Here is a 24,910-nt window from a genome sequence, read left to right as displayed (position 1 = left end):
CATGTTGCGGTTCGCAGGCTCACCAGCAACCTACGGTAAACGTTTATTTCAACACCATCACAAAACCAGCACTGGGGCGCAAGGTAATTGTTTGTGGCGTTTTGCTGTCTATTTCCTCGTGAGAAAAATCGCGTTCTGCTTCACCACTGGTAATTAATTCGCCAGTTTTATCGCCCACAAAACTTAAATCCAACGTCAGAGTTTTAGCTTCACTTTCCGCATTAATACCGGCGATATACCAGGCATCGCCCGCTTTACGTGCAATCACCACAAACTTGCCCGGGTAGCCATCGATAAATTTCACCTCGTCCCACTCGCGTGGCAAATCGCGCAGGAAATTTTTAACGTACTCGGGCGCAGTCGCCATTCCCTCGGGAATTTCCGCAAAGTGTTGAATACCGGAAATCATCAATACAGATTCGGCCAACTCAAAGGAATTTTCGGTTACGCGTTTGATACTGGGAATATCGCCAAAGGCCATAGGCGTATAGTCCATAGGGTCAAATAAATTACGGGCAAATAAGGCGGTGACAACATGTGCAGCAACCGGGTCTTGGTCGGCTTGCGAAAATGTAGTGAACTCAAAACCCTTGATCGATTCCATCGTCATCAAATTGGGATAGGTGCGCTGCCAACCGCGCGGCAGAGTCGCCCCGTGAAAATTGACCGATAATTCATGGGCGGCTGCGTCTTGCAAAATATCAATGTAATACTGCATAAATGATTGTCCGTCGCCGCCAAAGAAATCTATTTTTACGCCTTTAACACCTATTTTTTGCAAGCGCGAAAATTCAGCTACACGCAGCTCGTGAGAAATTAACTGGCTCTTGGGGGTATAAGGCGTTTCATTCCAATCACCCGAGGAGTTATACCAAACCAATACACCGATATTTTTTTGTGCGGCGTAATCAACCAATTCCTGCAATTTTTCATAGCCAATTTTTTTATCCCAATCCGCATCGATCAAAGTGTAATCCCAATGCATATCGGCGGCGTAATCGATAAATTTTTTCTGCACATCAAAGGTGGTGAAATCGTCTTTTAAAATCGCCCAACTCCATGAACTGTGACCTGGCTTGATAAAACCCTCATCGATTGGAATTGCTGGCGCGGCCAAATCCGTCCCTAAGGTAGATTCCATTAGTTGCGCCAATGAACCTAACGCAATAATTCGCCAGGGAGATTCCAGTGTATCTGTCGCATTGGCCAGAAGCGCGCCTTTTTCACCCTTTGCTGAAATAAATACTTCGGGTGTTTGCGGCGGCACAATGGTGTATTCACCTGGCTTTTCACCTAACTGCAAATGGGAACCATGCCAAGTGCCATCCATGCCGGTTTCTGAAATGGCAAGCCAGTGATCAGCTGCGTTAAACAATGCCGGAAAAACCCAACCCTGTTTTAACGTCGATTCGGTGCCCACTGGCACATCGGCTTGATAATGTTCTTCATAGGAGGGATTGGTATTACTCCAGCCGGTTTGCGCAACGGACATAGGCTGCAGCCAAGCCTTAGCCGTAGGAGAAAAATTAAAACTGGTTGTTTCTTTTACAAATTGTTTTTGCGCAATAGAAGGATCATTCACGCTATAGCGAAATGCAACACCATCATTGGATACACGAAATCCAATCTGCAGTTTTTGTTGTTGCGCGTTTTTAACAATAAATGTCTGTTCATTGGCCTGATAGCTAATCTTGCTCTTTTTACCTACGCGCATGGTGTAATCATCGGCTACCGATACAATCGATGACCGGGAATCTATCGCCACACCTTGGGTGAAATCCGCCGCAGTTAATTGCAGCCCTAAATCTGACTCGAGAATAACCGGCTGTGACGCACGATCAACTGAATAGGCCAGTGTATTTTGCTGGGTGACAAAAACTTTAACCTGTATTTGTTTATCGGGGCTGGTAAGCAACTCCGGGGCTGATTTGCTGCACCCTGCCAATACAAAAACACCGAGCATGACCAAATAACTGCCTATTTTTTTCATAATTTTTTTTCATCCTGTTTATAATTTTTAAGCGTGTAAATATCTTGCATCTTTATAACGTCACTCTCAATAAAGTCACTCCCACCTGTGGGAGTCCATAGGTTTTAAATTACAAACTGGACTCCCGCAAGCGGGAGTGACGACGGTTAACTGACTTACAGCTTTACCGCATCGTTGGCTTTTCCAACCTGCATTTATTTCAACCGCGTCAAACTAAATTGTTGATTGGTTGCACCTGTTGCATTCCACTGAATCACTTGCGCACCATTAGCGGTACTTAAATTAAAAATATCCAATGGTAAATTGCTCAGTTGCGATTTAAGTGTGTAATAACCACTACTATTGGTCAGGCTCCACTTTTGCCCTGCGCCGCCCCAATAGTCCCACTGGGCAATATTGGCACCTGCAGCGGTTGAGTTGTTATACACATCCATACTTTTCAAGCTGGCTGCATTAATCACGCTGTAATATCCGGTGCCCTGATTAATCAGATACCACTGCTGCGCGCGGTAGTTATTCCAAGTTTCTTGCTGGATCATGGCGCCGTTGGCGCTAGATTTTGCGGCAGGCATTAAGTCTTTATTACTGTGGCGCGCGGTAATGCGATACAAACCATCGCTCACCCCACCACAACTCGCGACAGAAAAATTGCGCGTTAATGTTGGCCAACCATTGCTGTAGGTCATTTTTAAAATATCGAGCTTGGCTGCGCCGTTATCATTCAAATCGTAATAATGGGTAGAGACATAATTGCAGCCATCTTGTTTTAATACACCAATATGACCAGGGCCTTTGTATTTGCCATCGGTATTGGGCATGAGTGTGCGCACATCGCTGTAGGGGCCATTTATAGAAGTAGAGCGTGCAACCTGAATGTAATAGGTGCTGCTTGCGCCATTACAGCAAGCGCCACGATTGATAAACAAATAATAGTAATCACCATCGCGAGAAATATAAGGCGCCTCAATATCGGCGTGATTGCCGCCGTAAATTTTTGTCACACTGCCATTTAATTTACCGCTGCTTTGATTAATTTCAGCGATGCCGATGCCGCCAAAGAAAGAGCCGTAACTCATATACACTTTGCCGTCATGATCGCGATACAACGCCGGATCGATCGCATTAATTTCTGCACTGCCACCCCATGATTCGACCACAATGCCCAAATCTGTCCAGCTGGGCGAGGTGAGTGATGCGGTGCGCGCAACACCAATAGCCGACACTGAGGTCCCGAAAGTAGATACCGAGTAATAGAGGTAGTAATAGCCATTCATATGGATCACATCCGGCGCCCAGAATGATCCGCTGAAGTTAGGAACCTTGCTGTAAATCCATGAAGGGTAAGTAGTAAATACCGGGCTAGCCGCCCCAGCCCAAGCAGTCAGGTTGGTCGATGTCGAATACCAAATGCCGGTACCGGTAGTGAAATGAAAGTAGGTGTTGCCATCTTTAGTAATAGTGCCAGGGTCGTGCGAGTTGATTAAACCTGAGAGAGTCATCGCCGATGCGGTAAAGCTCAGCACCCAAAGGCCAAGGCCTGCGAGTAAACGTGTAAACATAGTAGTCACCTGCAAATTATTGTTATGAGGTAGGTTGTGATTGATAATGTCTTAATATTATAAGACAAATAAAGTGTATCCAGAAATGTCCGAATTGGCCAAGGTTTTTTGCGGGTATTTTCAGTCGCGCCATCCCCCTCTGTGTGCTAGCGCACCGCCTCCCAGATCAGCCTGCCCTATGCTGATTCTGATCATTCTCTCGGTATTCGGAATTGTCCCCGGTGGCTACCTGCCAAGGCTTAACCTATAGCCCCAGTAGGGAGTGAATAGCCGCCAATCAGAAAGGTAGCGACAAGATCAGCCAGACACTTAAACCTGCCAGAGCAATACCGGCGATAGCACGTGTGATACTTGCAGGTTGCATGGGTGTGATGCCGGGTGCAGAGGTTTTTCCGCGCAGCATAGCGGCGGTTAAATTCTGGCGGCGCCAGAGGAGGTAATACACAATCGCCGCAATATGCAGAGCGATAAATGCCAATAACACATTAAAGATGATTTCATGCCAGCCGGTAATCATGCGGCTGGTTTTGAAACTGAGATAATCGGCAAAGGGGCCGCCATCAAAACCATCTACATCGATTGCAAATAAACCCAAGCCGATTTGCAGCAGCACAACAAACAAAAGTGCCAACACGCTGTAACCACCAAGCGGGTTGTGCCCGCTCGCGGGTTTTACCTCGCGCTGCCCAAGGCTTTTCAGGTAGGCAAACACCGCGCTGGGCTTGCGTAGAAACTGGCTAAAGCGCGCAGTACTGCTGCCAAAAAAGCCCCAGTAAATGCGAAACAGCACCACCCCCAACAGCGCATAGGCACAGTAACTGTGATACACAATTTCATGCTCTTCTGCCGTCCACCAGCAGGCGGCGATCAGCATCACCATCGACCAGTGGCAAATGCGCACTGGCCAGTCCCATAGCCGCTGCTGGGCGGTGATTACCGCTGTGGGTGTGGTTTGGCTCATGGGAATTAATCGGCGCGGAAACTATCGTGACAGGAACCGCAGGTTTCTTTGAGCGCCATAAATTGTTTTTTGATCGCGGCTACATCACTACCCTTGGTCGCGGCCGTCAGGGCTTTACTGGCTGCGACAAAATCCTCGGTGCTTTTGCTGAATTCTTCCGGCTTTTCCCAAATGGATGGCAGTGCGTCGGTTTTGCCTGCCTCCGGGCCACTACCCTTAGGGAACCAACCCGCTACTTTGACCGCCAAGGCGGCAATCACTTCGGCATTTTTATCGATTTTGGCGATATTTGGCGCATCGCTTTTCAGCTGGCCATTGATTGCTTTCATAGCGCCGCCCATATCTTCAAAACCTTCATGACGCTCGTGCATCACTTCTTTGTGCGCAAACGCAGAGGCGGCGCATACGGCGGCCAATAATCCGGTGCAGGCGATACGAACAGATTTATGTGAAACGATTGCAAGGTACTTATTTATCATCATTTATCCCTTAGGTTTTAATCAGGTCTGAGAAAACGTGCCTTACAAAAAGGCATAAAAACTCGGTTGTGGCTCTACATTCCTCGACTTGTACGAGGTCTATTGGAGTCTGCCGCTTGGCATCGGCAATATCAATACGTGCGCCATACGTTGACACATCTTTAAACAATTCAGAGTTAACAAGAAACAGCGCCATAAAAAAAATGGCTCCGAAGAGCCATTTTTATAGTTGTATGTGTTTCCGGTTTTAAAAGGGGATATCGTCATCAAACGAGTCAAACCCGGCCGGTTGTTGCGGTGCACTGTGCTGCGGAGCCGGTTGTTGTGGCGCGCGCGCTGGCTGCTGATAGCCACCCTGGTTATTGCCGGCAGGGGCATTGTTGTACTGGGGAGTTTGATCAAAGCTGTTGGCGATTGCCGCTGCGCCCATACCGGCGCCACCGCCCATGCCGCTGCCTTGGTTGTCACCGCGACCGTCGAGCATTTGCATTTCGCTGGCGACGATTTCAGTGGTATAGCGATCGGTGCCATCTTGCGCCTGCCACTTACGGGTACGCAGTGAACCTTCGATATAAACCTTGGAGCCTTTTTTCAGATATTCGCCCGCGATCTCGCCCAGACGATTGAAGAATACAACGCGGTGCCATTCAGTGCGCTCTTGCGGTTGACCGGTGTTTTTGTCTTTCCAAGTCTCAGAAGTGGCTACGCTGACGTTGGTCACGGCGCCGCCGGAGGGCATATATTTCACTTCGGGGTCTTGCCCGATGTTGCCGATCAAAATGACTTTATTAATACCGCGAGCCATGCTGCATTCCTCTTGATTGTCCGAGTATCCGCATTCTGTCGTTACAGTGCGGCATTCAGGTTGATGGGTTGTTGCCCCGTGCGGAGCGCTGGATACTTTACACTTCCGCCACAATCGCCGCCAGCTGTTTGCGATCAACACGACGCTGATCCACTTTCAGGTAAACCGTATTTTCCGAGGCGACAATCACCACCTCAGCTACACCATCTACCGCGCGCAGTTTCTCCGCCAAGACTTGATGATTTTGCCCTCGCAGAGGAATGAGCACACTGGCCAAAAAGTGCGGCGGTTTCATCGACCAAGCGACCGCCAGCCAAATCATTACCAACACGGCATTGAGTAAAAATACGGCGTTTGCGCCCTGATGCTGCAACAGCAATCCCCCTAATGCGCCGCCGCCAAATACGCCAAGCACTTGAAAGGTGGAGTAAATACCCGTCGCAGTACCCTTGGCGCCAGCGGGGGCAATTTTGCTGACCATGGAGGGTTGAGTCGCCTCCAGAATATTGAAGGCGATGAAAAATAGGAACAACACCAGCAATGCGGCAATGCGGCTACCGCCAACCAGCGTCAGCGCCAGCTCAGTCACCAACAGTAGTGCGACAGCAATCAGAAATACGCTTTTAATTTTGCGTCGCTTCTCAGCGATGATCACAAACGGCAGCATCAAGACAAAAGCGAAGGCGAGCAGCGGGAAATAGATGAGGCCGTGGTATTCCCGCGCGATCTGCAATTGATCTTGCAGCATCAGCGGCAGCACCACAAAACTCGACATAAGCACAAAATGCAGCACAAAAATCCCGACATTTAAACGCAGCAACTGCGGATGCATAAGGGTATCGCGCAGCAACCCTGGCACCGCTACCGCCTCGCGCTTGGAGCTGGTGGTCTTGGCCACATCGGGCACCAGCTTCAGCAGAATATAGATCCCCACCAAACCCAAAATAGCCGTCAGCCAGAAGATCGCCCCCACCCCACCCCACGCAGCGAGCAGCGGGCCGACCGTCATGGCGACCGAGAAAGAAACACCAATTGATGCACCAATCGTTGCCATCGCCTTGGTGCGATTTTCATCCGAAGTAAGGTCGGTCAACAGCGCCATCACCACTGCCGATATTGCCCCGCCGCCCTGCAGGATACGCCCGAGAATCAAACCGTATACCGAGTCCGCCAGGGCCGCGACCACACTACCCAGCACAAATACAATCAAGCCAGCGAGAATTAACGGCTTGCGCCCGATGCGGTCAGACATCACCCCAAATGGAATCTGCAGCAGCGCCTGACTAAATCCATAGGCGCCCAAAGCCAAGCCGAGCAAAAAAGGGCTGTGATGCGCATATTCAGTGCCATAGAGCGCCAATACCGGCAGCAGCATAAACAAGCCAAACATACGAAAGGTGTACAGCGCCGCCAACGAGTAGACCACCTTGCGCTCAAAGGTGACAGGCGCCGAACGCACAATGGAGGTATCAGTAGATTCTTGCATGGGATCAGGTGTCGGTAGAGGTGAAAAAAAGCGTCAATTATTAAAAGGCCGACAGTGTACCAACTCAAGCCGCTGGCGACCTGTAAATCCTGCGCAAGATTGGATTAATTACCCTGCTGACATCTGCTGGCAATCTATTCACGTATAATCGATCCTTTTGAACGGCCATAGGCGGAAAGCAGTAGATGGACAAAATTATTGTCAGGGGTGCACGCACTCACAATCTCAAAAACATTGATCTTGATATCCCACGGGACAAGCTTGTGGTGATTACCGGGCCATCTGGTTCGGGCAAGTCGTCACTGGCGTTTGATACGCTTTACGCCGAAGGTCAGCGCCGTTATGTGGAATCCCTTTCTACTTATGCGCGCCAATTTTTATCGATGATGGAAAAACCCGATGTCGATCACGTAGAAGGCTTAAGCCCTGCCATCTCCATCGAACAAAAATCCACCTCGCACAACCCGCGTTCTACCGTGGGCACCATCACTGAAATTTATGATTATCTGCGCTTGCTCTATGCGCGAGTGGGGGAGCCGCGCTGCCCGGAACACGGCGCACCACTGACCGCGCAGACGATTAGCGAGATGGTGGATACGACTCTCGCATTACCGGAAGGCACTAAGCTGATGCTGCTGGCGCCGGTGATTCGCGACCGCAAGGGCGAGCACCTGCATGTCTTTGAACAACTAAAACGTGATGGTTTTATTCGCGCGCGCATCGACGGCATTCTCTGCGACTTGGATGACACACCAAAACTCGACAAGAAAAAGAAACATACCGTCGAAGTTGTCATCGACCGCTTTAAAGTGCGCGAAGATTTAAAACTGCGCCTGTCGGAGTCGTTTGAAACTGCGCTGAACTTATCAGAAGGTATCGCCTGCATTAATTATATGGACGGTGAAGCGCCCGACCGTTTGTTTTCATCCAAACACGCCTGCCCGATTTGCGATTACAGCCTGACCGAACTCGAACCGCGTCTGTTCTCGTTCAACAACCCCGCGGGTGCTTGCCCAACTTGCGACGGATTGGGTGTGCATCAATTTTTTGATGAAGATAAGGTAATTCAAGATACTGCATTGAGCCTATCCGAAGGCGCAATTCGCGGCTGGGACAAACGCAATGTTTATTACTTTCACATGCTCGCCTCGCTCGCCAAACACTATGCATTCGACGTGAACACACCATGGGCAAAACTCAAAGCCAAACAGCGCGAAGCGGTGCTGTACGGCTCGGGTGAAGAGATTATCGAATTTAACTACATCAATGATCGCGGCGATGTATACAAACGCAGCCACAGCTTTGAAGGTGTGCTGACCAATATGGAGCGCCGCTATCGCGATACTGAATCCAATTCAGTGCGTGAAGATCTAACCAAGTTTTTATCAAGCCAACCTTGCCCTGAATGTGAAGGCACACGTTTGCGCGTAGAAGCGCGCAATGTGTTTATCGATGAGCGCCCACTCCCAAGCATCACCGAAATGCCCGTCGCTGATGCTTATGATTACTACATGAAGCTGGCGTTTACCGGCCGTAAAGCAGGCATCGCCGATAAGATTCTGAAAGAATTACGCGACCGCTTCCGCTTTTTGGTGGATGTAGGCCTAAATTACCTAACACTCAATCGCAGTGCTGAAACACTTTCCGGAGGTGAAGCTCAACGTATCCGCCTAGCTAGTCAAATCGGTGCAGGTTTGGTTGGCGTCATGTACATTCTTGATGAGCCGTCCATCGGCTTACATCAACGGGACAACGAGCGCCTACTCAAAACCCTCACCCATTTGCGCGATATAGGTAATACCGTGATTGTGGTGGAGCACGATGAAGACGCCATCCGCCAAGCCGATCATGTCATCGACATTGGCCCAGGTGCGGGCGTACACGGTGGACAAGTTATCGCCCAAGGCAACGTCAAAGCTGTTATGGCCAATAAGGACTCGATTACCGGCCAATACCTAAGCGGCACAAGGTCGATTGCCATTCCGGAAAAGCGCAACCCATTCGATAAGAAGCAGATGCTGCGTCTTGTAGGCGCCAAGGGTAATAACCTACAAAACGTTACGCTGGAAATACCAGTCGGCCTGATGACCTGTGTGACGGGTGTTTCTGGCTCGGGCAAATCAACCCTAATCAACGCTACGCTCCACCCTCTGGCAGCAACCGCACTGAATGGTGCGACCACTTTGACACCCGCGCCTTATGAGTCAATCGAAGGAATGAATTTGTTTGATAAATGCGTGGATATCGACCAGAGCCCGATTGGTCGCACACCGCGTTCAAATCCTGCCACCTATACCGGCATCTTCACGCCAATTCGCGAATTGTTTGCTGGCACTCAAGAATCGCGCTCACGTGGTTATCAACCCGGTCGCTTTAGTTTTAACGTAAAAGGCGGGCGCTGCGAAGCCTGTCAGGGCGACGGTGTAACCAAAGTAGAAATGCACTTTTTGCCCGACGTTTACGTTCCCTGCGATGTCTGCAAAGGTAAACGCTACAATCGCGAAACACTGGATGTGAAATACAAAGGGAAAAACATCAACGAAGTTTTGGGAATGACAATTGAAGATGCACGTGCATTCTTTGATGCCGTCCCTTCCATCGCCAACAAGCTGCAAACACTTATCGATGTGGGTCTGTCCTATATCTGTTTAGGACAGTCAGCAACAACCTTGTCCGGCGGCGAAGCACAGCGGGTAAAACTGGCGAAAGAATTATCCAAACGCGACACAGGAAAAACGCTCTACATTTTGGACGAACCCACAACCGGTTTACATTTCTACGACATCCAGCAATTGCTCAACGTACTGCATCGCCTGCGCGATCACGGCAATACCGTTGTGGTAATCGAGCATAATTTGGATGTAATTAAAACTGCAGATTGGGTAGTTGATTTAGGGCCGGAAGGAGGGAGCGGCGGAGGCCAGATTATCGCAACTGGAACACCAGAAGAAATAGCGCAACTAACGCATTCACATACTGGGCGATTCCTTGCCCCGATGCTGAATGTCGTCACAAGTAAAAAAGCTAAGCGCGTCAAGAGCGAAAAAACAAAAGCATAATTTACTAAAAAGAAAAATAGGGGCTTTGCTTCCTGCAAGCCCCGTTGCTCCCTGCCTGGGTAATCCGATCATCATGATCGTACGGCATCATGCCTAATTGTCTTCACATCCCTAGATAAGTTTCATCCTAAAACTTAATCCTCTAATCACAACATCCTGTCCTGATCAGCATCCCTGTGTTAGTCATTTTAGCGATTTTCTAATCTTAAAAAAGTCGACAATAGCTGAAACTTTTGTGCGACATTGACTATAGAACCGAGCAGACAAATGTGACTTATGAGGCAAAAATCAGACACATAAGTATTTTTACTCCAAAAACAAAAAGGCCAAGCATTACTGCTTGGCCTTTTTGCTAACGATTGTTGAACACTTATTCAGCGTCTACAGCAACTTCAACAGCCTTAGCTGGACGATCAACCAACTCTACATAAGCCATCGGCGCCTTATCACCGGCACGGAAACCACATTTCAAAATGCGAACGTAGCCACCTGGACGGGTGTTGTAACGAGGGCCAAGCTGGCTGAACAACTTACCTACCGCTTCTTTGCTATTCAAACGTGCGAAAGCCAAACGACGGTTAGCAACGCTATCTACTTTAGCCAAAGTAATCAAAGGCTCTGCAAAACGACGCAGTTCTTTTGCTTTTGGCAAAGTAGTTTTAATCAATTCATGCTCAACCAAGGAAATAACCATGTTACGAAACATAGCTTTACGGTGAGATGCATTACGGCCTAATTGACGACCACTTAATTTATGACGCATGAGACATACCCTTCAAAAATGGATTGCTAATAGCAATCTCGTTAATCACCCGCACCGAAGTGAGTTAACGGGCAAACTAATAATAAAAACCACATACAAATATCACCTTAATGATATCTGTATGTGGCTTCAGGTTTTTTAGTCGTTTCTCAAACTGGCCGGGGGCCAGTTTTCCAAACGCATACCAAGAGACAGACCGCGTGACGCAAGTACATCTTTAATCTCGGTAAGAGATTTTTTACCCAAGTTTGGCGTCTTCAACAGCTCCACTTCGGTGCGCTGAATCAAATCACCAATGTAGTAAATATTCTCTGCTTTCAAGCAGTTTGCTGAACGAACAGTAAGCTCAAGATCATCAACAGGACGTAAAAGAATCGGATCAATAGCCTCTTCTTTTTGTTCTGGAGCTGATTGTTTTTCGCCTTCAAGATCAACAAATACTGCAAGCTGTTGCTGCAGAATAGTAGCCGCACGACGAATAGCTTCTTCAGGGTCTATAGTACCATTGGTCTCTAAATCCAAAATCAACTTATCCAAGTCAGTACGCTGCTCAACACGAGCACTCTCAACACTATAAGCCAAACGCTTAACCGGGCTGAATGATGCATCCAACTGCAAACGACCAATAGCGCGACTCTCATCATCATCGCGACGACGACTATCAGCTGGTTGATACCCGCGACCACGAGCAATGGTTAAGCGCATTTTCAATTCGGTATTGCCAGTGATGTTCGCAATTACATGATCGGGATTTTTAATTTCCACGTCATGATCAACTTGAATATCAGCAGCAGTAACAACGCCAGGGCCTTTTTTAGTCAAAGTAAGAACCGCGTGATCCTTACCGTGCATAATTACTGCAACACCCTTGAGGTTCAAAAGGATTTCAATAACATCCTCACGAACACCTTCAATTGCGCTGTACTCATGCAACACACCATCTATTTCGACTTCTGTAATAGCGCAACCCGCCATTGACGAAAGCAAAATACGACGCAACGCATTGCCTAAAGTATGTCCAAAGCCACGCTCCAGGGGTTCCAACACCACGCGCGCGCGTGTTGGGCCACTTTCTGAAACATCGATATGACGCGGAGTTAAAAATTCGTTTACTGCAGTCTGCATAGCCACACCTGTTAGCGGTTCGTCCCTTACTTGGAGTAAAGCTCGACGATGAGGTTCTCGTTGATGTCAGCAGGTAAATCAATGCGATCAGGAACGCGCTTGAATACGCCTTCTTTTTTCTCGCCATTCACATCTACCCACTCAACATTGCTGCGTTGACCTGCCAAGTTCAACGCGTTTTGTACACGCAGTTGTTTCTTAGCTTTTTCACGCACAGCAACTACATCACCAGCACCTACTTGGAAAGAAGCAACATTAACAGTCTTGCCGTTAACGCTAATTGCCTTGTGAGATACCAATTGACGTGATTCAGCGCGAGTTGAACCGAAGCCCATACGATATACAACGTTATCTAAACGGCACTCCAACAGCTTCAACAAGTTTTCACCGCTTGCGCCTTTACGACGAGCTGCTTCTTTGTAGTAACCGCGGAATTGCTTTTCCAGAATGCCGTAAATACGACGAACTTTTTGCTTTTCACGCAACTGCACACCATAGTCAGACAAACGACCACGACGTTGGCCATGTTGGCCAGGTGCAGTTTCAATTTTACATTTTGAGTCTAACGCACGCGCACCACTCTTTAAAAAAAGATCAGTGCCTTCACGGCGAGACAATTTACAGGTAGGTCCAATATAACGAGCCATTTTCTAATCCCCCTTATACGCGACGTTTCTTCGGCGGACGACAGCCGTTGTGAGGAATCGGCGTAACGTCAGTAATGTTAGTAATTTTATAACCAACATTGTTAAGTGCACGAACAGCAGATTCGCGACCCGGGCCTGGCCCCTTAACTTCGACGTCGAGGTTTTTTAAACCATATTCTTTTGCCGCTTCACCAGCGCGCTCAGCAGCAACCTGAGCAGCAAAAGGAGTACTTTTACGTGAACCACGGAAACCAGAACCACCGGAGGTCGCCCAAGCAAGTGCATTGCCTTGACGATCAGTGATAGTCACGATGGTATTGTTAAAAGAAGCATGGATGTGAGCAACACCATCGATTACTGTCTTTTTAACTTTTTTCTTGGCTGTGGTTTTATTACTTGGCTTCGCCATAGCAATTTCTTCCTACTAATTTGTTACCGTAAGTGAATGAAAGCGTAAGCAAGAATTACTTCTTAATAGGCTTACGTGGGCCTTTACGGGTACGAGCGTTCGTTTTAGTACGCTGACCACGAAGCGGTAAACCACGACGATGGCGTAAGCCACGGTAGCATCCCAAATCCATCAAACGCTTAATATTCATAGATATTACACGACGCAAGTCACCTTCTACGGTGCGCTTAGCAACCTCAGCACGGATAGCATCCATCTGCTCTTCAGACAAAGTGCCGATTTTTACATCTTCGGCAATGCCAGTAGCAGCACAGATTTGCTTGGCTGTGGTACGACCAATCCCATACACATAAGTCAATGAGATAACGGCGTGTTTGTTATCTGGTATGTTTACACCAGCAATACGAGCCATTCAAATTACTCCAGTAACACATAAATTGCAGCGTTGACAGCGTAAGCACCACCCTCGCCCCTGAACAAAAGGCGCGCAGGATAGCCGCAAATACACCATAAAGCAATAGCCGAGCAATTTCTTACTCGACGACAGTCAACGCCCCCAGTTGGCAATACCTAGTACAAGCCACACAGAAAAGAACAGGCAGGCAGTCTAAGACAGCCTGCCTGAACCTTTTAACCGCTGAAGCGCTAAATATTAGCCTTGACGCTGCTTGTGGCGCGGCTCAACGTTGCAAATTACACGCAGAACACCGTTACGACGCACCATCTTGCAGTTACGACAAATCTTTTTAACAGAAGCACGAACTTTCATGATTCAACCTCAATATCGCGGATTAGCGCGCGTTGCCGCTGCCATATCCTTTCAAATTTGACTTCTTCATCAATGATTCATATTGATGAGACATCAAGTGAGCTTGGACCTGAGACATAAAGTCCATCACAACAACTACCACAATAAGTAGTGATGTTCCGCCCAAGTAGAATGGCACACCAGTGGCAACTACAAGGAACTCAGGCAACAAGCAAACTGCCGACATATAGATAGCACCAACCACTGTTAAGCGAGTAAGAACACTATCAATATATTTAGCGGAATGCTCACCCGGACGAATACCCGGAATATAAGCACCCGACTTTTTTAAGTTATCTGCCACTTCTTTAGGGTTAAACATTAATGCCGTATAGAAGAAACAGAAAAACGTGATCAGCCCAGCAAAAAACAAAATATATAATGGTTGGCCAGGGCCTATTGCAAGAGCCATCTCCTGCAGCATTTCATTTACAACTCCCTCACCACCCTGACCAAACCACTGGGCAATAGATGCAGGGAACAACAAAATACTACTGGCAAAAATTGCCGGAATTACGCCTGCCATATTAATCTTTAATGGCAAGTGACTGCTTTGTGCAGCGTAACCCTGACGACCCTGTTGGCGCTTAGCATAATTGATTGTGATGCGACGCTGCCCACGCTCAATACGAACCACAAACCAAATTACCGCAACAGCGAGAATAGTGACAACTAACAAAGCAATAATATGTAGATCGCCTTGTCTTGCACTTTCAAATGCCTGCCCTATAGCACTGGGCATGCCCGCAACAATACCAGCGAAAATCAACATTGATATGCCGTTGCCGATACCACGCTCAGTAACTTGCTCACCCAACCACATCATAAATACAGCACCGGTCACCAATGAAACCACTGCTATAAAATAATAAGAGAAGCTAGGTTCGCCACCAAAGGCATAGGAAGAAAAACTTACTGCCATTGCCAGAGCTTGAACACTTGCTAAAACCACTGTGAAGTAACGAGTGTACTGATTAATCTTACGACGACCAGCATCACCCTCTTTCTTCAACTGCTCCAAAGAAGGAGTAACCGCCGTGAGCAACTGCATAATAATCGATGCAGAAATGTAAGGCATGATACCCAATGCAAGAATACTCATCCGCTCCAATGCGCCACCAGAAAACATGTTAAACATGCCTAAAATAGTGCCTTGATTTTGATTGAACAGATTTGCAATTCGCTCAGGATCTAAGCCCGGCACTGGTATGTGAGTACCAATACGATAAATCACTATTGCCAGAAACAAAAAGCGCAGGCGAGCCCATAGCTCGCCCAAGCCTCTTTGATTTGCTAATGGCAGATTACCTGGAGTTGCCATTCGCGCCTCGTTACTCTTCTACTGTTCCGCCAGCGGCTTCAATCGCTGCTTTAGCACCTTTAGATACTGACAGGCCCTTAACAGTGACAGCTTTTTTGACTTCGCCCGAAGCGAAAATCTTGGCACGCTTGATTACAGAGCTAATCAAACCTGCTTGTTTCAAAGTCTCGATATCAACAACTGAACCTTCAACAGCATTCAATTCTGACAAGCGAATTTCTGCAGTAACCAAACCAATACGTGACGTAAAACCGTATTTAGGCAAACGAATTTGCAAAGGCATTTGACCGCCTTCGAAACCGGGTCTTACAGAGCCGCCTGAGCGAGATTTCAAACCTTTGTGACCACGACCGGCAGTCTTACCTAAACCACTACCAATACCGCGACCAACACGTTTTTTTGCATGAGTACTGCCCGGTGCCGGGCTAAGGGTATTCAGACGCATCTTATTCTCCCTCTACCTTTACCAGATAGTGAACTACGTTAATCATGCCACGAACTGATGGAGTATCTTCAACTTCAACAGTGTGACGGATGCGACGCAAGCCAAGACCTCTTACACAGGCCTTATGACTCTCCAGACGATGAGCAGTGCTCTTAATCTGGGTCACTTTAATCATTTTTTTAGACATGGTGAATTCCGCCTTCTAGTAATCGATTGAATCGATTAGTTCAGAATATCTTCAACACTTTTACCGCGTTTGGCAGCAACAGCTTCCGGAGAAGTCATTTCTTTCAACGCATTAAAAGTGGCACGAACTACGTTAACCGGATTGGTAGAACCGTAGCACTTGGACAGAACGTTCTGAATACCTGCGATTTCCAGTACGGCACGCATAGCGCCGCCAGCGATAACGCCAGTACCTTGCGAAGCTGGTTGCATGTAAACCTTGGACGCACCATGAGCACCTTTAGTTGGGTATTGAATGGTATCACCATTCAATTCAACACTGATCATGTTGCGACGTGCAGCTTCCATCGCTTTTTGAATTGCGATAGGAACTTCACGTGCTTTACCACGGCCAAAGCCAACTTTGCCATTACCATCACCAACTACAGTCAGTGCGGTAAATTGAAAGATACGACCACCCTTAACAGTTTTAGCAACACGATTAACTTGAACTAATTTTTCTTGCAAGCCTTCGTTGTTGTCTTCTTCTTTCTTAGCGTATGCCATATCTCACCTTTAGAATTCCAGTCCGCCTTCACGAGCAGCATCAGCAAGTGCTTTAACGCGACCGTGGTATTTGAAACCACTGCGGTCAAATGCGACTTGAGTAACACCAGCTGCTTTAGCGCGCTCTGCAATCAGAGCACCGACAGCTTTAGCTGCATCAGCATTGCCAGTTTTGCCACTGCGTAAATCTTTATCCAGAGTAGAAGCGCTTGCCAATACTTTTGCACCATCACCAGAAATCAACTGTGCATAAATATGACGTGGAGTACGATGGATAGATAAACGCGTAACACCTAATTCACGAATCTTGGCGCGAGCACGACGTGCACGGCGAAGACGAGTTTGCTTCTTATCGCTCATATCCTAGGCCTACTTCTTCTTAGCTTCTTTACGCAGTACTACTTCGTCCGAATAACGAATGCCTTTACCTTTATAAGGTTCTGGCTCACGGTATGCGCGGATTTCAGCGGCAACCTGGCCAAGCAATTGCTTGTCAGTGCCCTTCAGTACTATTTCGGTCTGACTTGGGGTCTCTACGGTAACACCTTCTGGAAGAACGTAATTAACCGGATGAGAAAGACCCACAGACAGGTTTACAGTATTGCCTTCTGCTTTAACACGATAACCAACGCCAACCAGAATTAACTTCTTTTCGAAGCCCTGGGTAACACCGCGAACCATGTTATTAACTAGCGCACGGGTAGTGCCTGCTAGCGCATCTGACTGCTTGGCACCATCGCGCGGAGCAAAAGTAAGTACGTTGTTATCGTGCTTAACTTCTACGCTCGCATGAACTTGCAGCGCCAATGTACCTTTGCTGCCTTTAACGGACAGAGACTGTCCGTTAAGAGTGACAGTCACTGCAGCAGGTACTTCAACCGGACTTTTTGCAACTCGTGACATGACGATTTCCCAATTAGAATACTGTGCAGAGGACTTCGCCACCCACGCCAGCGGCGCGTGCAGCACGATCAGTCATTACACCTTTACTGGTAGAAACAATTGCGATACCCAAACCACCGCGAACGGTAGGCAGCGCTGTTTTACCAGCATAATTACGCAAGCCAGGACGGCTCACACGGTCAAGCTCAACAATAACTGGCTTGCCTTCAAAGTATTTCAGGTCAACAGTCAGCTCTTGCTTAGCGCCTTCACTGATTGAAAAACCATTAATGTAACCCTCATCAGAGAGTACTTTCGCCACGCTTACTTTCAATTTTGAAGAAGGCATGGTTACAGCTGCTTTACCCACGTTTTGCGCATTGCGAATACGTGTCAGCATATCTGCCATTGGATCTTGCATGCTCATCAGATTCTGCTCCTAAAATTAAGCCGAGGCTTACCAGCTGGCCTTAACCAAGCCGGGGACATCACCACGCATGGCTGCTTCGCGCAACTTGTGACGGCACAGGCCGAATTTGCGGTAAACACCATGAGGACGACCGGTTACGCGGCAACGGTTACGTTGACGAGATGCACTGGCATCGCGAGGCATTTTTTGCAGTTTGATTTGCGCTTCCCACACTTGCTCTTCAGTAGATGAAGGGCTGACGATTAACGCTTTCAATTCTGCACGCTTGGCAGCAAATTTCTTAACGGTTTCTGCACGTTTAACTTCGCGTGCAATCATAGATTTTTTAGCCATGACGCCACCTTAACCTTTGAAAGGGAAGTTAAATGCTTTCAACAGTGCGCGACCTTCTTCATCGGTACGTGCAGTAGTGGTGATACAAATATCCAAACCACGCAAACGATCTACCTTGTCGTAATCGATTTCCGGGAAAATAATTTGCTCAGTCACACCCATTGAAAAGTTACCGCGTCCATCAAATTGCTTTGGACTAATACCGCGGAAGTCGCGAATACGTGGAATCGCGATAGTAATCAGACGATCCAAAAATTCGTACATACGATCTGAACGCAGAGTTACTTTGCAACCAATTGGCCAATCTTCACGGATTTTAAAACCCGCAATCGATTTGCGCGCATTGGTCACAACCACTTTCTGACCAGCAATTTTCACCAGATCGTTAACGGCGTTATCAAGAATTTTCTTGTCGCCAGTTGCTTCGCCAACACCCATATTCAGGGTGATTTTGGTAATGCGTGGAACTTCCATCACATTTGCCAAGCCCAACTCAGCTTTGAGTTTAGGGGCGAGTTCTTTAACGTAAAGCTCTTTTAACCTAGCCATGTTTCATTACGCCCCTAGGGTTTCGCCATTGGATTTGAAAACACGAACTTTGTCGCCATTCTCAAGCACTTTGAAACCTACGCGGTCAGCTTTCTTTGTTGCCGGATTGTAAATGGCAACATTTGAAGCATGAATCGCAGCTTCTTTTTCAACGATTCCACCAGCAACACCCAATTGTGGGTTAGGTTTTTGGTGCTTCTTGATCATGTTGATGCCGCTTACGATCAAACGATCTTCAGCCAATACGCGAACAACTTTACCGCGCTTGCCCTTATCACGTCCGGCGACAACAATCACTTCGTCATCACGTTTAATTTTACGCATTTATCTGCCCTCGACTCTTTAGCGTAAAGTGCTTACAGCACTTCAGGCGCCAAAGAAATGATTTTCATAAATTTCTCGCCACGTAACTCACGAGTTACCGGTCCGAAAATACGGGTACCAATCGGAGCATCTTGGTTATTCAGCAGTACGGCAGCATTATCGTCAAACTTGATTAATGAACCGTCTTGACGACGCACGCCTTTTTTGGTGCGTACAACAACTGCCTTCATTACTTGGCCTTTCTTCACCTTGCCGCGAGGAATTGCTTCCTTAACGGTCACTTTGATGATGTCACCCACTGCCGCATAGCGACGGTGAGAGCCGCCAAGAACCTTGATGCACATGACACGGCGAGCACCGCTGTTGTCAGCAACATCTAAGTAGCTTTCTGTTTGAATCATCGTCCGTCTCCGAAACTGACTTACAAAAGCGCGGAAGTCTTAGACTTCTGAAGCGCGCTCTTCAATTTTCACTAAAGACCAGGTCTTGGTTTTCGACAGGGGGCGCGACTCAGATACAGTCACGAGATCACCTATCTTGCACTCATTATTTTCATCATGAGCGTGAAGCTTGGATGATTTAGTGGTGTATTTGCCATAAAGCTCGTGCTTTACACGACGCTCAATCAACACGGTGATGGTTTTATCCATCTTGTCGCTGACAACTTTGCCAGTCAGTGTACGAGCCACTTTAGTTTCTTGAGTCATCGTTACTTACCTGCCTTTTGACTAAGCGCCGTCTTGATGCGAGCGATGTCTTTGCGAGCCTGCGTAAGCAAGTGCGATTGGGTCAATTGACCAGTTGAAGCTTGCAAACGCAACTTAAACTGTTCTTTCAACTGCTCCAACAAGACGCCATTCAGCTCTTCGACGGATTTTTCGCGGAGTTCTGAAGCTTTCATCACATCACCGAACGTTTAACAAATGTTGTTGTAATTGGCAATTTAGCCGCAGCAAGAGCGAAGGCTTGACGAGCTAATTCCTCGCTTACACCATCCATCTCATAGAGAACCTTGCCAGGACGAATTTGCGCTACCCAGTATTCCACACCACCTTTACCGCTACCCATACGAACTTCGAGTGGTTTAGCTGTAATCGGCTTATCAGGGAATACACGGATCCAGATTTTACCGCCACGCTTAACGTGACGAGTCATCGCACGACGTGCTGCCTCAATTTGACGCGCTGTAATGCGACCGCGACCAGTTGCTTTCAAGCCAAAATCACCAAAGCTAACTTTGGAGCCACGCTGGGCCAAGCCGCGGTTGCGGCCTTTCATCTGCTTGCGAAACTTTGTACGCTTAGGTTGTAACATGATGCGTACCCCTTACTTGGATTTAGCGGCTTTTTTCTTAGACGCTGCTTCGGTTTCAGTAACGTCACCGATAACTTCGCCTTTGAAAATCCACACTTTTACACCAATGATACCGTAGGTGGTGCTCGCTTCTGCTGTTGCATAATCGATATCTGCACGTAAAGTGTGCAGAGGTACACGACCTTCGCGATACCACTCAGTACGAGCGATTTCGGCACCACCCAAGCGGCCACCCACTTGGATCTTGATACCTTCAGCACCTTGACGCATTGCATTTTGTACCGCGCGCTTCATCGCACGACGGAACATAACACGACGCTCTAATTGCTGAGCCACGCCTTGCGCCACTAAAGCTGCATCCAAATCAGGCTTGCGAATCTCTTCAATATTAATATGAACAGGCACGCCCATTTGTTTGCTGACTTCAGCGCGCAACTTATCAACATCTTCGCCTTTTTTACCAATCACAATGCCTGGACGAGCAGTGTGGATAGTAATGCGCGCAGTATTAGCGGGGCGTTCAATATCAACGCGGCTAACTGACGCACTAGCAAGCTTGTCCTGAATGTACGCACGTACTTTCAAGTCGATGTTAAGTTTGTCTGCGTAATCGGTGCCATCGGCATACCAAATTGAAGTATGCTTTTTGATGATTCCCAGACGAATACCGTTTGGATGTACTTTCTGACCCATAACGCGCTCTCTTACTTATCGGCTACTTTAACGGTGATATGACAAGTACGTTTTGTAATACGATCAGCACGGCCTTTTGCACGCGGTTTAATGCGCTTAAGACTTACGCCTTCATCTACAAAAATCGTTTTCACTTTCAACTCATCAACATCAGCGCCTTCGTTGTGCTCCGCATTTGCAATTGCAGATTCGAGCACCTTCTTGATGATCTCTGCGCCTTTCTTAGTGCTAAAAGCGAGAATATCAAGCGCGTCTTCAACGCCTTTACCGCGAATTTGATCAGCAACCAAACGCGCTTTTTGCGCCGACAGACGAGCACCGCTTAATTTTGCTGCTACTTCCATCGTATACCTCGATTAGCGTTTTTTCGCTTTCTTATCAGCGGCATGGCCACGATAAGTGCGAGTTGCTGCAAATTCGCCAAGCTTATGGCCAACCATTTCTTCGTTAACCAGGACCGGAACATGCTGACGCCCATTGTGCACAGCCAAAGTCAAACCCACCATTTCCGGCATAATCATGGAACGGCGCGACCAAGTCTTAATTGGACGACGATCATTACTCGCGATCGCAGCTTCGACCTTCTTAATCAGGTGAAGATCGATAAAAGGACCTTTTTTCAGTGAACGTGGCACTGTCTCTTCCTCTATTCAGCTGTTAAGTCGGCGCTTATTTCTTATCGCGACGACGAACAATCATGTTATCGGTGCGCTTGTTTTTGCGCGTTTTGTAACCCTTGGTTGGAGTACCCCATGGTGAAACTGGGTGACGTCCGCCAGAAGTACGGCCTTCACCACCACCCATTGGGTGATCTACCGGGTTCATCGCAACACCGCGAACAGTAGGACGAATGCCAAGCCAACGTTTAGCGCCTGCCTTGCCCAATGAACGCAAATTGTGCTCACTGTTAGAGACTTCGCCCAGAGTTGCGCGACAATCACTCAACACTTTACGCATTTCACCGCTGCGCAAACGCAGAGTTGCGTAAGCACCATCGCGCGCTACCAACTGAGCCGAAGCACCAGCAGAACGAGCGATTTGAGCACCTTTACCAGGCTTAAGCTCAACACAGTGAATCACACTACCCAACGGGATGTTACGGATTGGCAGAGTATTGCCTGGCTTAATAGCCGCAGCGTTACCCGACTCAATTTTGTCACCAGCGCTCAAACCTTTGGGCGCAATGATGTAGCGACGCTCACCATCTGCATAACATACGAGAGCAATATAAGCAGTACGATTTGGATCGTACTCAATGCGCTCAACAGTTGCAGGGATGCCGTCTTTATTGCGACGGAAATCAACTACACGGTAATGTTGTTTATGGCCGCCACCAACATGGCGAGTAGTAATGCGACCGGTATTGTTACGACCACCTGATTTGGACTTTTTGTCCAGCAGAGGGGCGTAAGGATCACCTTTGTACAAATCCGGATTGACAACTTTTACTACAAAGCGGCGACCTGGAGAGGTTGGTTTACATTTTACAATTGGCATTGCAACAATCCCCTTACTCAGCTACCGCAAAGTCGATTTCTTGACCTTGCTCAAGACATACATACGCTTTTTTCCAATCGCTTCTCTTGCCGATTCCGTAGCGTGTACGCTTGGTTTTGCCCTTAACGTTCAATGTACGCACTGATTCAACTTTAGTGTTGAACAATGCTTGAACTGCGGCTTTAATTTCCAATTTGGTGGCATCGGCCAACACTTTGAAAACCACTTGATTACTAGTCTCACCGGCTGCAGCTGACTTCTCAGAAACCACAGGACCTAGCAACACTTTATAAATGCGTTCTTGGTTCATCCCAGGATCTCCTCGAATTTTTTCAGAGCAGGAACAGTAACAATTACTTTGTCAAAACCGATCAGACTTACAGGATCAACACCCTGCACATCAATCACACCAACCTTGTACAGGTTGCGCGATGCAAGAAACAAGTTTTCACTCATTTCTTCGGTGATAATCAAAGCATCCGTCAAATTAAATTGAGCCAGCTTTTGAACTAATGATTTGGTTTTTGGTGCATCCACATCAAAGCTTTCAACAACAATCAAACGATCCTGACGATTCAACTCAGACAGGATGCACTGCAGTGCAGCACGGTACATTTTCTTGTTAAGTTTTTGCTCGAAATTACGTGGCTTAGCAGCAAAAGTAGCACCACCGCCACGCCAAATTGGGCTGCGAATAGTACCAGCACGAGCACGACCAGTTCCCTTTTGACGCCAAGGCTTTTTGCCACCGCCAGACACTTCAGCGCGAGTCTTTTGCGCTTTAGTACCTTGACGAGCACCAGCCATATAGGCAACAACAGTTTGATGAACCAAGTCTTGATTAAACTCTCTACCGAAGGCAACTTCAGATACAGAAACTGTACCCTGGGCACCACCGGGACTAACAATTTTTAATTCCATGGTCGATTCCCCTCGGATACTTAACCGTTAGTGCGCGCTTTAACAGCAGGACGCACAATAACGTCGCCACCTGGAGCACCAGGAATAGCACCCTTAACAAGAAGCAGATTGCGCTCAACATCGACACGGACAATCTCAAGGTTTTGAACGGTTACACGCTCAGCACCCATATGACCAGCCATTTTCTTGCCTTTGAATACGCGACCTGGAGATTGACACTGGCCGATAGAACCCAGTACACGGTGCGAACGGGAGTTACCGTGAGTCGCATCTTGCATACCGAAATTCCAGCGCTTAATACCGCCAGCAAAACCTTTACCTTTAGATGTGCCGGTTACATCAATTATTTGACCTGCAGAGAAAGACTCGACAGTAATTGTTGCACCAACTTCGAAAGCTTCTTGAGCTTCGTTACGCAATTCCCAAACACCACGACCTGCTTCAACATTAGCTTTAGCAAAGTGGCCAGCTTCGGATTTGGTAACACGGGAGGCACGACGAGCACCAATAGTCACCTGCACAGCAGAGTAACCGTCAGTGTCCACGCTTTTAACCTGAGTGATGCGATTAGGCTCAACCTCAATCACAGAAACAGGAATGGAAACACCATTATCGGTAAATACACGAGTCATACCGCTTTTGCGGCCGACAATACCAATCGTCATTTTACTAACCTCTATAGTGTACGGGGCTTTTACCCGCTATGGCCGCCCATTTCAGAGCGTTACACAGTTCGAGCACCCAGTGCGCCCGAACCTTAAACATTTACTTAGCCGAGACTAATTTGAACTTCAACACCAGCAGCTAGATCTAGCTTCATAAGTGCATCAACAGTTTTTTCAGTAGGCTCAACAATATCCAGCAAACGCTTATGTGTACGGATCTCGTATTGATCACGCGCGTCTTTATTAACGTGCGGGGAAATCAATACAGTGAAGCGCTCTTTACGAGTCGGCAGCGGAATCGGACCGCGCACTTGAGCACCTGTACGCTTTGCTGTCTCAACGATCTCTTGAGTAGAGGCGTCAATAAGCTTGTGATCAAAAGCCTTCAGGCGAATTCTAATGCGTTGATTCTGCATGTGAACCAAACTCCAATTGTTTGTTTTAAAGAACTTCCAATGCGCTAGGGAAAAGTACCCCGGCAAAAGGAGGCGCAATTCTAAGGGCGACTTGGTGACCTGTCAACAAATAAACAGCACATTTGCGATTATTTGATCAAACAGACCAAATCAGACTGAAAATAAAAAGCGGGCCACAAAGGCCCGCCTCTTAACAAGCAAAATTACTGAATGATTTTGGCAACAACACCAGCACCAACAGTACGACCACCTTCACGGATAGCAAAACGTAAACCGTCTTCCATCGCGATTGGGTGA

General features: G+C 47.6%; 36 protein-coding genes. 1 reads left to right on the top strand and 35 read right to left on the bottom strand.

The annotated features are described in order from the left end of the window. Positions 1-43: 43 nt before the first annotated feature. The 6 genes from AWU77_RS04015 to AWU77_RS03985 form a co-directional block, all read right to left on the bottom strand. A complete protein-coding gene (locus AWU77_RS04015; RefSeq protein WP_062059547.1) occupies positions 44-1,990 on the bottom strand; it encodes a glycoside hydrolase family 97 protein in 1,947 nt (648 codons plus the stop codon). A gap of 194 nt (positions 1,991-2,184) precedes the next feature. Then, positions 2,185-3,549 (bottom strand): family 43 glycosylhydrolase, encoded by a 1,365-nt coding sequence (locus AWU77_RS04010; RefSeq protein WP_062059546.1) that lies wholly within the window; start codon positions 3,547-3,549, stop codon positions 2,185-2,187. Positions 3,550-3,826: 277 nt separating this feature from the next. Next, on the bottom strand, positions 3,827-4,510 hold the full coding sequence (locus AWU77_RS04005; RefSeq protein WP_062059545.1) for a cytochrome b/b6 domain-containing protein: 684 nt from the start codon (positions 4,508-4,510) through the stop codon (positions 3,827-3,829). Positions 4,511-4,515: 5 nt separating this feature from the next. Continuing rightward, on the bottom strand, positions 4,516-4,989 hold the full coding sequence (locus AWU77_RS04000) for a cytochrome c (RefSeq protein WP_062059544.1): 474 nt from the start codon (positions 4,987-4,989) through the stop codon (positions 4,516-4,518). Between the two features lie 247 nt (positions 4,990-5,236). Continuing rightward, a complete protein-coding gene (gene ssb / locus AWU77_RS03990; RefSeq protein WP_062059540.1) occupies positions 5,237-5,794 on the bottom strand; it encodes a single-stranded DNA-binding protein in 558 nt (185 codons plus the stop codon). A 97-nt stretch (positions 5,795-5,891) separates the two neighbouring features. Continuing rightward, positions 5,892-7,280, bottom strand: coding sequence for an MFS transporter (locus AWU77_RS03985; protein WP_062059538.1), 1,389 nt, complete (start codon positions 7,278-7,280; stop codon positions 5,892-5,894). Between the two features lie 185 nt (positions 7,281-7,465). Between AWU77_RS03985 and uvrA the strand changes: the two genes are divergently transcribed. Further along, positions 7,466-10,339 carry an excinuclease ABC subunit UvrA gene (gene uvrA / locus AWU77_RS03980; protein WP_062059536.1) on the top strand — a complete coding sequence of 958 codons (2,874 nt, stop codon included), beginning with the start codon at positions 7,466-7,468 and terminating at the stop codon, positions 10,337-10,339. A 370-nt stretch (positions 10,340-10,709) separates the two neighbouring features. On the opposite strand, the gene rplQ is transcribed toward uvrA, so the two are convergent. The 29 genes from rplQ to AWU77_RS20045 all read right to left on the bottom strand — a co-directional run. Beyond that, positions 10,710-11,102: a 50S ribosomal protein L17 gene (gene rplQ, locus AWU77_RS03975; RefSeq protein WP_062059535.1), complete on the bottom strand. Its 393-nt coding sequence runs from the start codon at positions 11,100-11,102 to the stop codon at positions 10,710-10,712. A gap of 138 nt (positions 11,103-11,240) precedes the next feature. Then, positions 11,241-12,227: a DNA-directed RNA polymerase subunit alpha gene (locus AWU77_RS03970; protein ID WP_062059533.1), complete on the bottom strand. Its 987-nt coding sequence runs from the start codon at positions 12,225-12,227 to the stop codon at positions 11,241-11,243. 26 nt (positions 12,228-12,253) lie between these two features. Further along, positions 12,254-12,874 (bottom strand): 30S ribosomal protein S4, encoded by a 621-nt coding sequence (rpsD, locus tag AWU77_RS03965; protein ID WP_062059531.1) that lies wholly within the window; start codon positions 12,872-12,874, stop codon positions 12,254-12,256. A gap of 13 nt (positions 12,875-12,887) precedes the next feature. After that, positions 12,888-13,283, bottom strand: a complete 396-nt coding sequence (rpsK, locus tag AWU77_RS03960) for a 30S ribosomal protein S11 (RefSeq protein WP_062059529.1) — start codon at positions 13,281-13,283, stop codon at positions 12,888-12,890. Between the two features lie 55 nt (positions 13,284-13,338). After that, positions 13,339-13,695, bottom strand: a complete 357-nt coding sequence (rpsM, locus tag AWU77_RS03955) for a 30S ribosomal protein S13 (RefSeq protein ID WP_062059527.1) — start codon at positions 13,693-13,695, stop codon at positions 13,339-13,341. Between the two features lie 240 nt (positions 13,696-13,935). Then, positions 13,936-14,052: a 50S ribosomal protein L36 gene (gene rpmJ / locus AWU77_RS20050; protein WP_039912586.1), complete on the bottom strand. Its 117-nt coding sequence runs from the start codon at positions 14,050-14,052 to the stop codon at positions 13,936-13,938. Positions 14,053-14,074: 22 nt separating this feature from the next. Continuing rightward, positions 14,075-15,412 (bottom strand): preprotein translocase subunit SecY, encoded by a 1,338-nt coding sequence (secY, locus tag AWU77_RS03950; RefSeq protein ID WP_062059525.1) that lies wholly within the window; start codon positions 15,410-15,412, stop codon positions 14,075-14,077. A gap of 10 nt (positions 15,413-15,422) precedes the next feature. Beyond that, the gene (gene rplO, locus AWU77_RS03945; RefSeq protein WP_062059523.1) at positions 15,423-15,857 is read right to left on the bottom strand and encodes a 50S ribosomal protein L15; all 435 of its coding nucleotides are present in this window, start codon (positions 15,855-15,857) and stop codon (positions 15,423-15,425) included. A 1-nt stretch (position 15,858) separates the two neighbouring features. Continuing rightward, the gene (gene rpmD, locus AWU77_RS03940) at positions 15,859-16,044 is read right to left on the bottom strand and encodes a 50S ribosomal protein L30 (RefSeq protein WP_062059520.1); all 186 of its coding nucleotides are present in this window, start codon (positions 16,042-16,044) and stop codon (positions 15,859-15,861) included. Between the two features lie 35 nt (positions 16,045-16,079). Next, positions 16,080-16,589: a 30S ribosomal protein S5 gene (rpsE, locus tag AWU77_RS03935; protein WP_062059518.1), complete on the bottom strand. Its 510-nt coding sequence runs from the start codon at positions 16,587-16,589 to the stop codon at positions 16,080-16,082. A 9-nt stretch (positions 16,590-16,598) separates the two neighbouring features. Further along, positions 16,599-16,949, bottom strand: coding sequence for a 50S ribosomal protein L18 (rplR, locus tag AWU77_RS03930; protein ID WP_062059515.1), 351 nt, complete (start codon positions 16,947-16,949; stop codon positions 16,599-16,601). A gap of 9 nt (positions 16,950-16,958) precedes the next feature. Beyond that, positions 16,959-17,492 carry a 50S ribosomal protein L6 gene (rplF, locus tag AWU77_RS03925; RefSeq protein WP_062059506.1) on the bottom strand — a complete coding sequence of 178 codons (534 nt, stop codon included), beginning with the start codon at positions 17,490-17,492 and terminating at the stop codon, positions 16,959-16,961. Between the two features lie 13 nt (positions 17,493-17,505). Further along, entirely contained in the window at positions 17,506-17,898 is a 393-nt protein-coding gene (gene rpsH, locus AWU77_RS03920) for a 30S ribosomal protein S8 (RefSeq protein WP_062059504.1), read from the bottom strand. 30 nt (positions 17,899-17,928) lie between these two features. Continuing rightward, positions 17,929-18,234 (bottom strand): 30S ribosomal protein S14, encoded by a 306-nt coding sequence (gene rpsN, locus AWU77_RS03915; RefSeq protein ID WP_062059503.1) that lies wholly within the window; start codon positions 18,232-18,234, stop codon positions 17,929-17,931. A gap of 9 nt (positions 18,235-18,243) precedes the next feature. Then, positions 18,244-18,783, bottom strand: a complete 540-nt coding sequence (gene rplE / locus AWU77_RS03910; RefSeq protein ID WP_062059501.1) for a 50S ribosomal protein L5 — start codon at positions 18,781-18,783, stop codon at positions 18,244-18,246. Positions 18,784-18,789: 6 nt separating this feature from the next. Next, positions 18,790-19,107 (bottom strand): 50S ribosomal protein L24, encoded by a 318-nt coding sequence (gene rplX / locus AWU77_RS03905; RefSeq protein ID WP_062059499.1) that lies wholly within the window; start codon positions 19,105-19,107, stop codon positions 18,790-18,792. A 32-nt stretch (positions 19,108-19,139) separates the two neighbouring features. Next, the gene (rplN, locus tag AWU77_RS03900) at positions 19,140-19,508 is read right to left on the bottom strand and encodes a 50S ribosomal protein L14 (protein WP_007644480.1); all 369 of its coding nucleotides are present in this window, start codon (positions 19,506-19,508) and stop codon (positions 19,140-19,142) included. Between the two features lie 39 nt (positions 19,509-19,547). Then, complete coding sequence (gene rpsQ, locus AWU77_RS03895; protein ID WP_039912573.1) at positions 19,548-19,814, bottom strand: 30S ribosomal protein S17; 267 nt, start codon at positions 19,812-19,814, stop codon at positions 19,548-19,550. 2 nt (positions 19,815-19,816) lie between these two features. Continuing rightward, complete coding sequence (gene rpmC / locus AWU77_RS03890; protein WP_062059497.1) at positions 19,817-20,008, bottom strand: 50S ribosomal protein L29; 192 nt, start codon at positions 20,006-20,008, stop codon at positions 19,817-19,819. Continuing rightward, complete coding sequence (gene rplP, locus AWU77_RS03885; RefSeq protein ID WP_062059495.1) at positions 20,008-20,421, bottom strand: 50S ribosomal protein L16; 414 nt, start codon at positions 20,419-20,421, stop codon at positions 20,008-20,010. Before rplP ends, rpmC begins: the two co-directional genes overlap by 1 nt. A 12-nt stretch (positions 20,422-20,433) precedes the next feature. Further along, positions 20,434-21,114 (bottom strand): 30S ribosomal protein S3, encoded by a 681-nt coding sequence (gene rpsC, locus AWU77_RS03880; protein WP_062059493.1) that lies wholly within the window; start codon positions 21,112-21,114, stop codon positions 20,434-20,436. 11 nt (positions 21,115-21,125) lie between these two features. Further along, on the bottom strand, positions 21,126-21,458 hold the full coding sequence (gene rplV / locus AWU77_RS03875) for a 50S ribosomal protein L22 (RefSeq protein WP_007644463.1): 333 nt from the start codon (positions 21,456-21,458) through the stop codon (positions 21,126-21,128). 12 nt (positions 21,459-21,470) lie between these two features. Beyond that, complete coding sequence (rpsS, locus tag AWU77_RS03870; protein WP_039912567.1) at positions 21,471-21,749, bottom strand: 30S ribosomal protein S19; 279 nt, start codon at positions 21,747-21,749, stop codon at positions 21,471-21,473. Between the two features lie 34 nt (positions 21,750-21,783). Further along, complete coding sequence (gene rplB / locus AWU77_RS03865) at positions 21,784-22,611, bottom strand: 50S ribosomal protein L2 (protein WP_062059491.1); 828 nt, start codon at positions 22,609-22,611, stop codon at positions 21,784-21,786. Between the two features lie 13 nt (positions 22,612-22,624). Next, on the bottom strand, positions 22,625-22,921 hold the full coding sequence (gene rplW / locus AWU77_RS03860; protein WP_062059489.1) for a 50S ribosomal protein L23: 297 nt from the start codon (positions 22,919-22,921) through the stop codon (positions 22,625-22,627). Beyond that, positions 22,918-23,532: a 50S ribosomal protein L4 gene (rplD, locus tag AWU77_RS03855; RefSeq protein WP_062059487.1), complete on the bottom strand. Its 615-nt coding sequence runs from the start codon at positions 23,530-23,532 to the stop codon at positions 22,918-22,920. The genes rplW and rplD overlap by 4 nt, the downstream gene beginning before the upstream one ends. A gap of 20 nt (positions 23,533-23,552) precedes the next feature. Further along, positions 23,553-24,197: a 50S ribosomal protein L3 gene (rplC, locus tag AWU77_RS03850; RefSeq protein WP_062059485.1), complete on the bottom strand. Its 645-nt coding sequence runs from the start codon at positions 24,195-24,197 to the stop codon at positions 23,553-23,555. Positions 24,198-24,301: 104 nt separating this feature from the next. Beyond that, complete coding sequence (rpsJ, locus tag AWU77_RS03845; protein WP_007644456.1) at positions 24,302-24,613, bottom strand: 30S ribosomal protein S10; 312 nt, start codon at positions 24,611-24,613, stop codon at positions 24,302-24,304. A gap of 203 nt (positions 24,614-24,816) precedes the next feature. After that, a partial coding sequence (locus AWU77_RS20045) for an elongation factor Tu (protein ID WP_084617945.1) occupies positions 24,817-24,910 on the bottom strand: 94 nt, incomplete at its 5' end.

The organism is Cellvibrio sp. OA-2007 (assembly GCF_000953825.1).
Classification (GTDB): Bacteria; Pseudomonadota; Gammaproteobacteria; order Pseudomonadales; family Cellvibrionaceae; genus Cellvibrio.
This window is presented reverse-complemented; position numbering and strand designations above follow the sequence as displayed.

Excerpts from the sequence above, each read along its gene's own strand:
- AWU77_RS04015 (WP_062059547.1), bottom strand. The coding sequence starts at position 1,990 with ATGAAAAAAATAGGCAGTTATTTGGTCATGCTCGGTGTTTTTGTATTG.
- AWU77_RS04010 (WP_062059546.1), bottom strand. The coding sequence starts at position 3,549 with ATGTTTACACGTTTACTCGCAGGCCTTGGCCTTTGGGTGCTGAGCTTT.
- AWU77_RS04005 (WP_062059545.1), bottom strand. The coding sequence starts at position 4,510 with ATGAGCCAAACCACACCCACAGCGGTAATCACCGCCCAGCAGCGGCTA.
- AWU77_RS04000 (WP_062059544.1), bottom strand. The coding sequence starts at position 4,989 with ATGATAAATAAGTACCTTGCAATCGTTTCACATAAATCTGTTCGTATC.
- ssb (WP_062059540.1), bottom strand. The coding sequence starts at position 5,794 with ATGGCTCGCGGTATTAATAAAGTCATTTTGATCGGCAACATCGGGCAA.
- AWU77_RS03985 (WP_062059538.1), bottom strand. The coding sequence starts at position 7,280 with ATGCAAGAATCTACTGATACCTCCATTGTGCGTTCGGCGCCTGTCACC.
- uvrA (WP_062059536.1), top strand. The coding sequence starts at position 7,466 with ATGGACAAAATTATTGTCAGGGGTGCACGCACTCACAATCTCAAAAAC.
- rplQ (WP_062059535.1), bottom strand. The coding sequence starts at position 11,102 with ATGCGTCATAAATTAAGTGGTCGTCAATTAGGCCGTAATGCATCTCAC.
- AWU77_RS03970 (WP_062059533.1), bottom strand. The coding sequence starts at position 12,227 with ATGCAGACTGCAGTAAACGAATTTTTAACTCCGCGTCATATCGATGTT.
- rpsD (WP_062059531.1), bottom strand. The coding sequence starts at position 12,874 with ATGGCTCGTTATATTGGACCTACCTGTAAATTGTCTCGCCGTGAAGGC.
- rpsK (WP_062059529.1), bottom strand. The coding sequence starts at position 13,283 with ATGGCGAAGCCAAGTAATAAAACCACAGCCAAGAAAAAAGTTAAAAAG.
- rpsM (WP_062059527.1), bottom strand. The coding sequence starts at position 13,695 with ATGGCTCGTATTGCTGGTGTAAACATACCAGATAACAAACACGCCGTT.
- rpmJ (WP_039912586.1), bottom strand. The coding sequence starts at position 14,052 with ATGAAAGTTCGTGCTTCTGTTAAAAAGATTTGTCGTAACTGCAAGATG.
- secY (WP_062059525.1), bottom strand. The coding sequence starts at position 15,412 with ATGGCAACTCCAGGTAATCTGCCATTAGCAAATCAAAGAGGCTTGGGC.
- rplO (WP_062059523.1), bottom strand. The coding sequence starts at position 15,857 with ATGCGTCTGAATACCCTTAGCCCGGCACCGGGCAGTACTCATGCAAAA.
- rpmD (WP_062059520.1), bottom strand. The coding sequence starts at position 16,044 with ATGTCTAAAAAAATGATTAAAGTGACCCAGATTAAGAGCACTGCTCAT.
- rpsE (WP_062059518.1), bottom strand. The coding sequence starts at position 16,589 with ATGGCATACGCTAAGAAAGAAGAAGACAACAACGAAGGCTTGCAAGAA.
- rplR (WP_062059515.1), bottom strand. The coding sequence starts at position 16,949 with ATGAGCGATAAGAAGCAAACTCGTCTTCGCCGTGCACGTCGTGCTCGC.
- rplF (WP_062059506.1), bottom strand. The coding sequence starts at position 17,492 with ATGTCACGAGTTGCAAAAAGTCCGGTTGAAGTACCTGCTGCAGTGACT.
- rpsH (WP_062059504.1), bottom strand. The coding sequence starts at position 17,898 with ATGAGCATGCAAGATCCAATGGCAGATATGCTGACACGTATTCGCAAT.
- rpsN (WP_062059503.1), bottom strand. The coding sequence starts at position 18,234 with ATGGCTAAAAAATCTATGATTGCACGCGAAGTTAAACGTGCAGAAACC.
- rplE (WP_062059501.1), bottom strand. The coding sequence starts at position 18,783 with ATGGCTAGGTTAAAAGAGCTTTACGTTAAAGAACTCGCCCCTAAACTC.
- rplX (WP_062059499.1), bottom strand. The coding sequence starts at position 19,107 with ATGCGTAAAATTAAACGTGATGACGAAGTGATTGTTGTCGCCGGACGT.
- rplN (WP_007644480.1), bottom strand. The coding sequence starts at position 19,508 with ATGATTCAAACAGAAAGCTACTTAGATGTTGCTGACAACAGCGGTGCT.
- rpsQ (WP_039912573.1), bottom strand. The coding sequence starts at position 19,814 with ATGACTCAAGAAACTAAAGTGGCTCGTACACTGACTGGCAAAGTTGTC.
- rpmC (WP_062059497.1), bottom strand. The coding sequence starts at position 20,008 with ATGAAAGCTTCAGAACTCCGCGAAAAATCCGTCGAAGAGCTGAATGGC.
- rplP (WP_062059495.1), bottom strand. The coding sequence starts at position 20,421 with ATGTTACAACCTAAGCGTACAAAGTTTCGCAAGCAGATGAAAGGCCGC.
- rpsC (WP_062059493.1), bottom strand. The coding sequence starts at position 21,114 with ATGGGTCAGAAAGTACATCCAAACGGTATTCGTCTGGGAATCATCAAA.
- rplV (WP_007644463.1), bottom strand. The coding sequence starts at position 21,458 with ATGGAAGTAGCAGCAAAATTAAGCGGTGCTCGTCTGTCGGCGCAAAAA.
- rplB (WP_062059491.1), bottom strand. The coding sequence starts at position 22,611 with ATGCCAATTGTAAAATGTAAACCAACCTCTCCAGGTCGCCGCTTTGTA.
- rplW (WP_062059489.1), bottom strand. The coding sequence starts at position 22,921 with ATGAACCAAGAACGCATTTATAAAGTGTTGCTAGGTCCTGTGGTTTCT.
- rplD (WP_062059487.1), bottom strand. The coding sequence starts at position 23,532 with ATGGAATTAAAAATTGTTAGTCCCGGTGGTGCCCAGGGTACAGTTTCT.
- rplC (WP_062059485.1), bottom strand. The coding sequence starts at position 24,197 with ATGACGATTGGTATTGTCGGCCGCAAAAGCGGTATGACTCGTGTATTT.
- rpsJ (WP_007644456.1), bottom strand. The coding sequence starts at position 24,613 with ATGCAGAATCAACGCATTAGAATTCGCCTGAAGGCTTTTGATCACAAG.